The following is a 12,280-nucleotide window of genomic DNA, read 5'->3' as shown; positions in this document are numbered from 1 at the left end:
ATGCGATGTCGGCAATCATCTTTTCAGCAGCGATCTCATATCCTGATGTCTGTTGGGCTGGGGCCGCGATGAACATAATACAGGACGCGACTCGGGCCTCAGCCCGGATCTAGCTCGACGAGCTCGACGTCGTAGATGGTCGCGCGGATGCTGGTCCCGCTCACGTAGTAGACGAACATCACACGCCCGTCGTCGAGCTCGAGGATCGAGGGATAGCCGACATCGCTGAATTGTGGCGGAACAATCGAGATCATCTCACTCCAGCTCTGCCCCTCGTCCATCGAGTACATGAAGTTCACCGCGGTCTGGGTCATCGTGTCGTCGACCCAGCGAAACGCGGACACGAGCAACCCGCTGTCGAGCCGGGCCAGATCCGGGGCCTGGCCGATGAAGTCAAAAGGCACATACTCGGACCAGCTCAGGCCACCGTCCTCGCTAACGGCTTGGCGCATGTCTGCGGCGTTGTCGGGACTGTCGCCCTCGGCCACGCGCACGTGCATGAGCAAGCGCTGGTCGTCGAGGGCCAAGATCGAGGGCTCTTGCAGCCACGCATCCGCGGCCGGGTCGAGCGACAGGGCTGCCTCGGACCAGCTCTGACCGTGGGTCTCGCTCGTGGCCAGGATGACTTGCGAGCGCGGTGAGTCCGGGTTGCCCGGCACCCACGGCGGTCCGCCATAGAGCGGCGCGACGACCCGGCCGTCGAGCTCGACGACCGGGCTCGAGCAGGCTCGGACAGTGATCGGCACGCCACCAGCGTCTTCCCACACCCCCTCCGACCCGATACCAGCGTCGGGATAGTCCATCTGGCCTGCGATGATCGAGGGCGGGCCGAAGCTCGCGCCGTCATCGTGGGATTCGCCATAGAACACTTGGTAGACCGATAGGGGACCGTTGAGCGTGGGCTGAAACTGGTAGCGAAAGTAGTTGAGCGAGACCGTGCCGTCGGCCAGGGTGGTGATCGAGGGATCCCGATCGTCGATGTCCGGCTCGTCCCACAACAGCTCGGGCTCGGACCAGCCGTGGCCATCGGGCTGGCCAAACTGCTTGACCAGCTGGCCGCTCGTGTCGACGGCGTGCATGCCCGCTTCACGGTAGACCAGCAACAATCGGCCGTCGGCGAGGCGGGTGATATCGGGGAACGCAAGGTGTTCACCAGCGATGGTCTCACGGATAGCGAAGGGACCCTCGGACACGGTGAACACCGCGTCGAGCTCGCTCAGCTGCGGGGCTACGTCCGGTGGCAGGCCGAGGATCTCAACCGCTTCGGTACCTCTGTCCGCGGCGATCTCAGGCTCAGCTGGCTCGGCGCAGGCGCAGGTACAAGTACAAGATAGGATCCAGTGGAGGGGGCGAGGCCGCGAGCGCATGGACAACCTTGGTCAGTGCGCGGGTAAAAGCCCAACAATGGCAACGTTCCGCTGCATGAGCTGGCTGGTATGTACTGTTTCACCTGGGCTGACCGATGGCGTGGCACATGTGGCGTATGTGGCGCATGGGTCACGGTGGGTAATCGGTGCCGCTGTCGCGGGCCATCGAGTCGCGATCGTGAGCGGACTTCAGCGCCGCCTGCTCGCTGTGGCACTCGACGATAAAGCGCAACTCTAGCGGGCGGGCTCGTGCTCCGGCCGACCCATAGTGCACGCATGCAACCAGCGAAGTTGGCATCAGCCCCGAGCGGCGCCTTGGCCACGCGTGCGCTCGAGCCTTTGCCCCGGCTCGAGCGTCTGCGTGAGGCGATCTTGGCGGCGCAGTACGGTCTGTGCACGCAGAAGGCCGAGTTGATGACCGAGGCGATGCAGGTTGAAGCGCCCATGTCACGCCTCGCCAAGCACCTCGCGCCGCTGCACTTCGCCGCCCTGCGCAAGGCCCTCGAGGACAACCTCGCAGCCGGCGCCCCCGTCGAGCGTTGGCGGCTGATCATGTCCAAGCGCCTGCAGGAGCTGTGGCTGCGCCTCGACCGACGTGCGCAGACTCAACCGGTGATCGTGAGCTTCGCCAAGGCGCTCGCCCACACGCTGGCCCACGCCGAGCTCGAGATCCACGCCAACGAGCTGCTCGTCGGCAACCCCACCCGCCACCGGGTCGGCGCGGCGCTGCATCCAGACTACGGCGGCATGCTGCTGTTGCCGGAGCTCGACCAGCTCGACGTGCGACCGATCAATCCGCTGCGCACGACCCCCCGGCAGCGCTGGTGCCTCGAGCATGAGATCTTTCCGTTTTGGTTCTCGCGCTCGGTGATGGCTCGGGGGCCGCTGTTCGCCAAGGACATCGAGCTGCAGAACAAGCTGACCGAGGGGCGGCGCTTCGTGTTGACGCAATTCGCCGGCATCTCGCACGTGACCCCGGACTTTCCCCGGGTGCTCGAGCTCGGCTTCGTCGGGATCCGCGGACAGCTGCGCGAGGCTCGTCGGGGCGCGGGCGCGGACGTGCAGGCCGGGTTCTACGAAGCCGGTGAGATCGTCGCCAGCGCGGTCATCGAGTTCGGCGCGCGCTGGGCCAGGCACTGCGCCGACGAGGCGCGCCGACTCGAGCGCTCGGATCCTGTGCGCGCGGCCGAGCTGCGCGAGCTCGCCAAGATCCTCGCCCGCGTCCCCGCGTATCCGGCTCGCAACTTCCACGAGGCACTGCAGAGCGTGATCATGACTTGGGTTGCGATCCACCAAGAGAGCTTCCAGCACGGCGTGTCATTCGGGCGGGTCGACCAGTACCTGTGGCCCTTCTACGATCGGGACCTGGCGATCGGCCGGATCGATCGAGCCCGCGCCGTCGAGCTGCTTGGCTGCGTGCTCGCCAAGGCCTCGGAGCAGCTGCCGCTGTTCAACGCGATGGCCACGGAGTTCTTCTCGGGCTTGTCCTCGGCCTCGGGCCTGACCCTTGGTGGCACCAAGGCCGACGGGGCCGACGCGAGCAACGAGCTGACCGAGCTGTGGCTCCTGGCCTACGACCGCGTACGCCTGCGCCAGCCAAACATTCACCTGCGACTGCACGAGCGCAGCCCCAAGCCATTGCGCGAGCTCGCCTGCGAGATCATCGGCAAAGGCGGCGGCCAGCCGGCGCTGTTCAACGAGGCCCAGATCATCCCGGCGCTGCGTGATCTTGGGGTCTCCGAGGCCGACGCGCGCAATTTTTCGATCGTCGGATGCGTCGAGTGGGGGGTGCCCTACTCGTCGTTCCCCGCCGCCGGAGCCGGCTTCATCTCGCTGCCCGCGGTGCTCGACGAGGTCCTCCGCGAGCCCGCGCTGCGCCAGCATGCTTCGCGCGCGGACCTGATGGCCAAGATCTGGTCGGCGTTCCGCCAGCGCCTGGCCGCGACCGTGGGCGAGGCCGTGGCCGGAAACGACGCGATCGAGCGCGCCCACGCCCAGTGCCGACCGACGCCGCTGCTCTCGATCCTCGTCGATGGCTGCATCGAGGCCGGCCGCGACGTGACCGAAGGCGGGGCGCGCTACGACTCCACGGGCATGCAGGGGGTCGGCCTCGCCGACGTCGCCGACTCGCTGACCGCGATCGAGGAGCTGGTCGTCGAGCAAGGTCGGCTGAGCCTGGCCGAGTTGATGCGCGCGGTCGATCTCGACTTTCGCGATCACGAGCAGCTTCGCAGCCGCCTGCTCGACAAGGTGTCCAAGTACGGCCAGGACCACGGACGACCAGAGCGCTGGGCCGGCGAGGTCGCGCGCGCCTACGCCAAGGAGGTCCGGCGTCATCACAACCCTCGCGGTGGACCCTACGCGCCGGGCTTTTGGTCGATGACCACCCACGTTGGCTTTGGCGCTCGGCTCGGCGCCCTGCCCAGCGGTCGCGCGGCCGGGCGGCCCCTGGCCAACGGCGTCTCCCCGGCCAACGGCGCCGACTCGCTGGGCCCGACCGCCTCGCTGCTCGCGGTCACTGGGGTCGGGGGCGTCCATGTTGGCAACGGCCTCGCGCTCAACGAGAGCCTGGATCCGCAGCTCGCGGGCGGGCCCTCGGGCGCGACGATCGTCGACGCGCTCACCTGCGGCTACTTCGCGGCCGGGGGCATGCAGATCCAATACAACGTGATCGACGTCGACGAGCTGATCGACGCCAAGCTCTACCCCGACCGCCACCGCGGCCTCGTCGTGCGGATCTCGGGCTACAGCGCCTACTTCAACGACCTCACACCCACGATGAAGGACGAGATCATCGCCCGCGCCTCTCACGGCCGCCCGGGGGTCTCGTGAGCAGCGAAGACGAAGCGGTCGTGTTCGACGTGCAGCGCTTCTCGGTCCACGACGGGCCGGGGATCCGTACGGTCGTGTTCTTCAAGGGTTGCGCGCTCGCGTGTCGGTGGTGTCAAAACCCCGAGAGCCGCCGCCCCCAGCCGGAGCTCTCGTACCACGTCGACCGGTGTCTACCGGGCTGTCGGCTGTGCGTGAGCCTGTGCCCCGAGGACGCGATCCTCGACCGCATGATCGATCGCGTGCGATGGGACGCCTGCACCCACTGCAGCGCGTGCGTGGACGTGTGCCCGAGCAACGCGCTGGTCATGGTCGGCGAGCGATGGACGGTCGAACGGCTGCTCGACGCGGTGATCGCTGATCGGCACTTCTACGCGACGAGCGGCGGCGGCGTGACCCTGTCGGGCGGCGAGCCGGTCCTGGCCTCGGAATTTCTGCGCGGGTTCTTGCCACGCGCCAAGCAGGCCGGGCTCCACCTCGCGCTCGAGACCAGCGGCCACTATCCGTTTGCTCTGCTCGAGCCACTGTTGCCCGACCTCGACTTGATCTTGTTCGACATCAAGGCCGGCGGTCGCCAGCGACACCTCGAGCTGGTCGGTCACGACAGCGTCCAGATCCTCGCCAACCTCGAGCGCTTGCTGACGCGCGACGGTGGCCCCGAGCTCGAGATCCGCATGGCCGTGGTCCCCGGCCTCAACGACGGCGACGCGTCCCTCGATCGGATCTGCGCGACGCTCCGCGAGCTCGGGGTCGAGCAGCTCACGCTGCTGCCCTACAATCACCTGTGGGAGGCCAAGCTGCCCCGGCTCGACACCGAGCAGGTCGCGCTTGGCATCGCGCCGCCCAGTGAGGGCTACTACAGGGCGCTCGAGCAGCGCTTCGCCGACCGCGGCGTGACGGGGTTGGTCGGCGAAGCGCTGCCATGAGCGCTTGCAGGCGTGCCATCGATTCTCGTGATCGGACGGCGCGATGGTGACTGTGAAGACCTGACCAGCCTGGTCTCGAGGCGAGACCGCTGGCCTGATCCAGCACTGTCACGCACGCTTCACAGCGGCAACTTCAAAGCGGTGCTGACGGCGTCCCATTCGTCCTGGGCCAGCGCCACCACCACGCCCGTGGGGCTTTGACTCGAGGCCGGCACCTGTGGCTTGGACCAGCTCCAGTGCTGGCCGTCGGACGACGAGAAATAGCCCAGCAACCCGTTGCCGCCTTGCCATGTGTAGGTGGCGTCGGAGGCCTGATAGAACACGTGGATCTTGCCGTTGTACACGACCGCTCCGGGCGAGCCGTTGGAGGCCAGTTGAGCTGCGTAGGGATTGTTGTTGGGCAGGCAGTTTGGAAAGAGGGTTTCAGACCAGGACGAGTTTCCGTCGAAGGTCTTGTAGAACAGGGCTCCCGGGTCACTGCTCTGGTAGAACACGTAGATCTTGCCGTTGAACACGACCGCCGACGGTGACTCCTGCATGTACACGCCGGGCACCGTGACGTTCTTGGTCCAATTCTTTCCGTCGAAGGTTGACCAATACATATCAGTCGATCCTGCGCTGTTGGAATTGTGAAACAGATAGATCTTGTTGTTGAACACGACCGAGGACGGGGCAGTGCTCAGAGACTGGCCGGTCCCGCCCAGCGACTGGGACCACGAGCTTCCATCATAGCGGCTGTACCACAGCCCGTTGCTGCCACCTCGGTAGAAGACATAGAGGTTGCCCTGGTACGCGATCGCGTTCGGCGTGTCACGCAGGCCTGCGTCGGGCACCTGGATGCTGCCCGACCACTCGACCCCGTCCGATGATTCGCTGTAGTAGAGACTTTCGTTGTCCGCGCCCTTGTAGAAGGCATACAGGCGGCCGTTGTACACGACGGGCCCCGGCGAGCGCGACATGACCGAAGAATGTGCCGCGGGCGCCATCGAGGTCCACTGGCTGCCATTGTACGTGTTGCACCACAGGACCCCGGACTCCGCGACCCCCTGGGCCAAGTAGTAGATCTGGCTCTTGCCGCCGGGTGGAGTGAACACGATTGGCGCGGGCGAGTCGGTCAGCTGCAAGGGCGCCGCCTGGATGCCGCTCAGCCAGCTGCTTCCATTGCTGGACTTGGTGTACCACAGCGTTCCGTCGAGCAGCATGTACAGGAGATAGACGCTGTCGTTGTAGCAGACCGCCGAGGGGGTCCCCACGATACCTGGCTGGCCAGACACCTGGGTGTCCGAGCTTCCCCAATTGCTCCCATCAGTTGACTTGACGTAGTAGATCTTGCCGTTGGGTGCCGAGCCCGAGCAGCCCTGATAGAACACACGCAGATTGGATTCGAACACGGTCGCCGACGGCGAGCACGACAGAGCGATCGTGCCGAGGATAATCGCGCTGATGCCCGACCAGCTGTCGCCGTCGGTAGACGAGCACTGGTGGAGGTCCTTGCCTTGCCGGTAGAACACGTGAAGGCTGCCGTTGAGAACCGCCGCCGATGGCGAGTCGTTCAAGCTGGCGCCGGGCACCTGCCTAGCGGCGCTCCAGCTGCTGCCATCAGTGGACGTAATGTACCAGAGGGTCCCGTTGTTTTCCGCGCCCTGAAAAAACACGTAGATCGTGTTGTTGAACACGACGGCGCCGGGGCCCGCTGACATCGTCACGTCGGGTATCACATTACCATCGGTCCAGGTGCTCCCGTCCCATCGGCCGTACATGAGCTGGCCGGTGCTTCCGTTTTGATAGAAGACAAAGAAGTTTCCGGTCGTGGGCAACTGTACCGCGGACGGGGGATTGGCATATTTTTGATTGGCCCGAATCACGTCGACGAGCCGGGAAAACACGGCACCCACGACGTCTTTGACGAGGCTGAATACGAGGGCCACGGGATCGAAGCTGTCCACGGCGATGGTGAACATCTTGACCTCGAGGTTGGCGGCGGCTTCGGGGATCTTGGTCGGGTCTGTCATCAGGGGTGCCCTTATACACGAAGCGCGGAGGGCTCGTCATGAGAATGTGTAATCGTTAGATTCGCGCTCGAGGGCCGACGAGCGAGACGGGGATCGTGCCAACCTGCGACACTCGATGGTTACTGAAACGTTTGGACGGATTGCTGATCATGTTGGGCTGCGCGATACATTCGTGTCACTCGCACGGAAAGACTTGCATTGTAGACACGGCGGAAGGTGCGCAAGTGTGCATGTATTCACCGTGAGCTCACCCTTCGTCAAGACCACGAAGTCCGCGACCCGGACCTGGTCCGTAGCAAGCTCCCAAGCTTGGCCAGTGAGCTGGGTAAACTCGCTCGGGTCGACGCACACGACGATCGCCGACAGCTCGACGAAGTCGCGCAGCCGTGGGTGCAAGCAAGCGCGCGCGACCGGGGCGGGATCGGACACCCCGCTGGTCTCGATGAGGATGTGGCGAGGTCGCGAGGGCCGCCGAATCATCGTGAGCAGCGCGTCCAGCAGGTCCCCCTGGATTGAACAGCAGATACAGCCGCCCTGCAGGGCGACCTCTCCCTCGCCAGCGTCGGGGCCCCCCACGAGCTGGGCGTCGACGTTGACGGCCCCGTAGTCGTTCACGATCACGTCGAGGGGCTCGGGCGTGGCTCGCAGCAGCGCGTTGAGCAGCGTGGTCTTGCCCGACCCAAGGAAGCCGCTGAGGATCGTGATCTTGGTGCGCTCTGGCGTCATGCCTGGCGGTCTGGATTACACAGCCGTGCGGCGCGGATGTTCGACAGGTGGCCGACGACGAGGGTGGATCCGGCGACGATGGCGAGCGTGGTGCCGAGGCCGAGCGCGCCCGTCTCCTCGACGTAGCGGGCAAGCAGTAGGCCGCAGATGCCAAGGCCGAAGGCGAGCGCGACCGCGAACGACCGATGCCGCCGCCAGCCGATCACCAAGGCCACGCCCGCGAACAGCAAGGCCACGCCCGTCAAGGTCCACTCCGCTTCGTGGCTCAGCATCCCACCCAGACCCAGGGCGATGAAGAGCCCGGGTAGCAAGCTCGAGACCGCACAGTGGATCGCACAGGTCGCGCTTGCGACCGCCCCCAGGCGATCGACTCCTCCCCCATGGGTTGGGCTAGGCGAGGCCCCACTCACGACCAGGCCTCCCCGCTCGTCTGGATGATCATGCACATGCAATGTGATTGCATTTTCACGGGATGCCTACCATCGCTCGGAGCCTGCGTCCATGAAAAATCGAGGGGCGGACACGACACGGCCCAGACCAGGCCGTGAGGGTCGAACCGTCGCTTGGGCTCAGGGGAGGCGCCTGCGGTGCGCCGCTTGGCCGGTGCGCCGCCACAGATCCATCGCAACGTGCGAGAGCGTGGAGAGGCGATCACGCATGCTCGGCCGCGTGGTGTACTGGAAAGCCCGGCCACGACGCCTGGCCGGAGCTCGTCGCCGAGCGGCCGGGCGCCCAGGCGTTTCGGCTGCTCGGTGGTCTTGTCGCGCTGGTGGATCAGCTCGACACCGCCGCCGCGTTGGCGCGGGTCGAGCAGCACTGTGAGACCAGCAAAGACCCGCAGCTGTGCGCCCGCCGGGACACGCTTCGCTCGCTGCCCCGGTCGCCCCCATGATCACGACTGCGCTCGACGGCGCGCGGCTCCGCGTCACGCGTGGTCGCGAGCGGCTCCCGACCGTGCTTCGTGGGTCCCAAGCGGGAGCAGCAGCATGGCGAGGGCTGGCAAGTCGATGATCCCGCGGACTCGATCGCCCTGGACGATGACGTTGTCGAAGTAGAGATCGGCGTGAACGACCCCGCGCTCGAGCGGCGGCTCTCGACCCTCCGCGTCGGTGAAGCGGACGTGGGACGCGGCCCAGATCCGCTCGAGGCGGGCGGCCGTGGCCGGACCGTCAGTGTGCGCGGGCAAGGCTGCGATTCGGGCGAGGGTGTTCGCGCCGAGCTCGCGCACGAACTCGAGGTCCGCCCGAGGCTTTTGGCCCTGGGGAACGAAGCCGCTGAGCGTGCGCTGCATGCTGGCGAACAAGCGACCGATCTGCTCGACGATGTTGGTGTCGATGGCCTCGCGGGCCAGGGTCTGCCCGGGGATGAACTCGAGCACGGCGTAGTGGCGGGCGTGGGCCTCTGACCAGCCGATCGCCTCACCAGCGCGGTCGCGGATCACCCGCGGGCACGGAAACGCGGCCTCGCCGAGGCGCTCGAGGGTGGAGAACTCGAAGCGCAGGGCGTCGGCGCTGCGCTGCGGCGGGTAGAGACGGAGCAAGCACTCGCCGGTGCTCGTGCGCACGACGTAGTTGGTGTTGATGATCCCCGCGACGAGGGGCTCGACGGCCGTGATCTCGCCGAGGTCGTATCCGGAGGTCAAAGCGGCGATCGCCAGGCGATCGAGCTCGATGAAGGCGTGCAGTCGGGACATGGTCAGTTCTCGAAGGGAGTGGGGAGGCGGAGGAAGGTGTGCAGCTCGGCGCCCCAGCGGCGCTTGTGATCGGTGAGGGAGCGCTGGTGAGAGAAGCCAAGGTCGACGCGCTCGACCCCGCGAAGGGTCAGGAGGTGCAAGGCGGCGTCGAGCATGGGGTAGTTGGGACCGAGCTCGCGGGCAGGCGCGCTCCAGCCGTTGAGATAGTAGGCAGCTTGGCGGCCGTTGATGACGAACAGTCCGACACTGAGGAGCTCAGGGCCAAGCCAGGTGCCGACGGCCAAAAAATTGGGGTTGGGCTTGGCGGGGATCATGCCCTCGATGAGCGCCGGGGGGCTCAGGTACGGGGCCTCGACGCGGGTCTGCGTGGCGTGTACGAGTTCGATGGCGGCGCCTCGCTCTTGCGGCCCGAGCAGACCCACGCGCAGCCCAGGACGACGCAGGGCCTTGCGCAGGGCCGTACGCACGGCGCCGTCGTAGCTCGAGCGGAGGTCGGGACAGGCCTTGCCCAGCAGCTTGATCGCGGTCTGGCTGCGGTGTTCGGCCCAGCTCGGACAGACGGCCTCGGCGGGACTGATCGGCGGCGTGACGAGGCGCAAGCAGGGCTCGTCGAGGGTGTCGCTGAGTCGCGCGAGGGCGGCGAGCTGGCGGCGGACCGGGGCGGGTTGGCCGGACTTGGCTTCGTAGACTCCGCCGTAGCCGATGTGCCCGCAGCAAAAGCCTTCGCGGGCGAGGGGGCCCCCGCGCAGGATCGGCGCCCACAGCTGCGCGCGGCCGTCGAGGGTGACCGCGTGGTGTTCGAAGCGGCCCCCGAACACGGCAGCCACGTGATCGCCCCAAGCCTGACTGGCGTAGGGGGACCAGCGCAGGTCGACGGACGCGCTCATGGTTGAGCCTCTCGGGTCGCAGGACCGGGGATCGAGAGTGAGGCGAGCGCTCCGACCACGCGGCGGCGCTGGCTTGGGGTCAGCCACCCGCGCGTGGGCAAGAGCAGGAGCTTGGGCCACAGGGCGTCGGCCTCGGGCACAGGTCCGCGGGCGTAGGGGCGGTAGCGCGAGCTGTGGTGCAGGGGCAGGTACAGCCAGCTGCTCTCGACCCCAGCCGCGGCGAGCTGGGTGGCGAGCGCGTGGCGGTGCGCGGGCTCGACCTCGACGGCGAAGTAGAGCTGGGGGAGGGCCGGGTCGTGGGGGCGGGGGCGCGCACAAGCTGGCAGGGCGTCGGCGAGCTCGGCGGACACGCGCCGGGCGGCGTCGAGCTCGTGCCCTTCACCGAGGCGGGCGAGCACCCGCGTGGCCGTTGTCGGGTCCATGTCGGCGCGGGCGGGCGCCGCGGGAGGGTGCTCCAGAGCCTCGCGCACGTCGGTGAACCATGGCCGGCGGCGAGCGTCCCCGGCCAGCGAAGTCTGGCGCCAGCGAGCGTCGAGCTCCGCGCGGGCGCGCTCGACCAGCGGAGCCAAGCTCGCGTCGTGGATCACCAAGGCTCCCCCAGCGCCGGCGCAGATCGGCTTGTGACGGCCAAAGCTGAGCACGCCCAGGCTCCCTCGGCTGGCCGCAGGTCCGCGCGGGTCATCCGTGGATCCGCGCCCGTCAAATGCCTGGGCGGCGTCATCGATCACGCAGATACCCCGGGCCCGGGCCCAGGCGTCGAGGGCCTCGAGCTCGATCTTGGCTCTGAGCACGGAGGCCGCGACGATCGCCAAGCTGCGCTCGCCGGTCGCGGCCGCGAACGCTGGCAGGTCGGGGACGGGGCGGTCCGGGGCGAGGTCGCACAGCACCGGTCGCAGGCCCGCGTCGAGCACGGCCTCGATGACCTGCGGGCAGGCGAAGCTGGGGACGACGACCTCGTCGCGGCCGTCTGTGTCGGCGAGGGCGAGGGCGCGCAGGCCCACGGCCAGCGCAGCGCGGCCGCACGCGGTCGGGACGATCGACTCCGGAGGGCGAGCGAGGATCCGCCCGAGCTCACCGCACAGGGCCGCGATCGGCCCGCGGATCTCCGGGGCCCCAGGCGCCAGGTCGAGGGCGAGCGCGGGGGGCTGGCAAAGGGGCACCAGGAGCTCCCGCGGGTGGGGGTTGTAGCGCGTATCCACGAAGGGTCGCCACGGATCCGGCCAACGGACACCTCTACTACGATCATGGCGCCACCATCACCCGGTCGGACGCCGACGGGGCCAACCCGGTCGACATCGTCGTGGGTGACAACGTCTACGGCCTGGCCGTGGACTCGAGCGCCGGCTACGTGTTCTGGTCGGAGTTCTTCCTCGACCAGGTCATGCGCGCCGATCTCGACGGCAACAACGTGGTGGAGGTCGGCGTGGCCGGCAGCCCCTCGGGGTTGGCCGCCGACCCGGTCAACCAGAAGCTGTACTTCATCACCTACAACAACACCCAGCTGTATCGGGTCAACTACGACGGCAGCGACCAAGAGGTCATCGTTCCGAACCTGGGCGGACAAGGGGTCGCGGTCGCGGTCGATCCCGCGGGCGGCCTGGTGTACTACTCGAACCGGGCCGACAACCTCTTCGTCGCCGAGCTCGATGGGGCCAACCCCAGCGTGCTGCTCAACGGGCAATCGGTCATCCAGGGCCTCGACATCGACACGGAGGCGGGGCTGATCTACTGGGTTGCACGGTCCGCGGGCATGATCCGCAGCGCCAACCTCGCTGACGGTAGCAACGTCCAGGACGTCACCATGAGCAACGGCAACGGCTGGGGGTTGGCCTTCATGTAG

10 protein-coding genes are annotated in these 12,280 nt (G+C 67.4%); 3 read left to right on the top strand and 7 right to left on the bottom strand.

Features of this window, described 5'->3' with window-relative positions; all coding sequences use genetic code 11:
• Positions 1 to 98: 98 nt before the first annotated feature.
• On the bottom strand, positions 99 to 1,202 hold the full coding sequence (locus DB30_RS27875; protein ID WP_052554515.1) for a sialidase family protein: 1,104 nt from the start codon (positions 1,200 to 1,202) through the stop codon (positions 99 to 101).
• Between the two features lie 480 nt (positions 1,203 to 1,682).
• Here DB30_RS27875 and DB30_RS27870 point away from each other — a divergent pair, with 480 nt between their 5' ends.
• Together DB30_RS27870 and DB30_RS27865 are read left to right on the top strand one after the other, a co-directional pair.
• Positions 1,683 to 4,199, top strand: coding sequence for a pyruvate formate lyase family protein (locus DB30_RS27870; RefSeq protein WP_165703984.1), 2,517 nt, complete (start codon positions 1,683 to 1,685; stop codon positions 4,197 to 4,199).
• Positions 4,196 to 5,122 carry a glycyl-radical enzyme activating protein gene (locus tag DB30_RS27865; RefSeq protein ID WP_052554511.1) on the top strand — a complete coding sequence of 309 codons (927 nt, stop codon included), beginning with the start codon at positions 4,196 to 4,198 and terminating at the stop codon, positions 5,120 to 5,122. The genes DB30_RS27870 and DB30_RS27865 overlap by 4 nt, the downstream gene beginning before the upstream one ends.
• 119 nt (positions 5,123 to 5,241) lie before the next feature.
• On the opposite strand, the gene DB30_RS27860 is transcribed toward DB30_RS27865, so the two are convergent.
• From DB30_RS27860 to DB30_RS27835, 6 genes are all read right to left on the bottom strand, one after another.
• Positions 5,242 to 7,134 (bottom strand): exo-alpha-sialidase, encoded by a 1,893-nt coding sequence (locus DB30_RS27860; protein WP_052554509.1) that lies wholly within the window; start codon positions 7,132 to 7,134, stop codon positions 5,242 to 5,244.
• Positions 7,135 to 7,281: 147 nt separating this feature from the next.
• The gene (locus DB30_RS27855) at positions 7,282 to 7,860 is read right to left on the bottom strand and encodes a CobW family GTP-binding protein (protein WP_052554507.1); all 579 of its coding nucleotides are present in this window, start codon (positions 7,858 to 7,860) and stop codon (positions 7,282 to 7,284) included.
• Entirely contained in the window at positions 7,857 to 8,270 is a 414-nt protein-coding gene (locus DB30_RS27850) for a MerC domain-containing protein (protein WP_165703983.1), read from the bottom strand. The genes DB30_RS27855 and DB30_RS27850 overlap by 4 nt, the downstream gene beginning before the upstream one ends.
• A 515-nt stretch (positions 8,271 to 8,785) precedes the next feature.
• On the bottom strand, positions 8,786 to 9,553 hold the full coding sequence (locus tag DB30_RS27845) for a phosphotransferase (protein ID WP_052554504.1): 768 nt from the start codon (positions 9,551 to 9,553) through the stop codon (positions 8,786 to 8,788).
• Between the two features lie 2 nt (positions 9,554 to 9,555).
• Positions 9,556 to 10,440 (bottom strand): GNAT family protein, encoded by an 885-nt coding sequence (locus tag DB30_RS27840; protein WP_052554503.1) that lies wholly within the window; start codon positions 10,438 to 10,440, stop codon positions 9,556 to 9,558.
• A complete protein-coding gene (locus tag DB30_RS27835; RefSeq protein WP_052554501.1) occupies positions 10,437 to 11,639 on the bottom strand; it encodes a DegT/DnrJ/EryC1/StrS family aminotransferase in 1,203 nt (400 codons plus the stop codon). Before DB30_RS27835 ends, DB30_RS27840 begins: the two co-directional genes overlap by 4 nt.
• A gap of 101 nt (positions 11,640 to 11,740) precedes the next feature.
• On the opposite strand from DB30_RS27835, the gene DB30_RS27830 reads away from it, so the two are divergent.
• The gene (locus DB30_RS27830; RefSeq protein ID WP_052554496.1) at positions 11,741 to 12,280 is read left to right on the top strand and encodes a YncE family protein; all 540 of its coding nucleotides are present in this window, start codon (positions 11,741 to 11,743) and stop codon (positions 12,278 to 12,280) included.

The sequence above is a fragment of the Enhygromyxa salina genome (genome assembly GCF_000737335.2).
Taxonomy (GTDB): Bacteria; Myxococcota_A; Polyangia; order Nannocystales; family Nannocystaceae; genus Plesiocystis; species Plesiocystis salina_C.
Note: the sequence above shows the minus strand (reverse complement) of the source record. Positions and strands in the feature narration are given on the sequence as shown.

Coding starts and splice junctions, on each gene's coding strand:
- DB30_RS27840 (WP_052554503.1), bottom strand. CDS start 10,440: ATGAGCGCGTCCGTCGACCTGCGCTGGTCCCCCTACGCCAGTCAGGCT.
- DB30_RS27855 (WP_052554507.1), bottom strand. CDS start 7,860: ATGACGCCAGAGCGCACCAAGATCACGATCCTCAGCGGCTTCCTTGGG.
- DB30_RS27845 (WP_052554504.1), bottom strand. CDS start 9,553: ATGTCCCGACTGCACGCCTTCATCGAGCTCGATCGCCTGGCGATCGCC.
- DB30_RS27860 (WP_052554509.1), bottom strand. CDS start 7,134: ATGACAGACCCGACCAAGATCCCCGAAGCCGCCGCCAACCTCGAGGTC.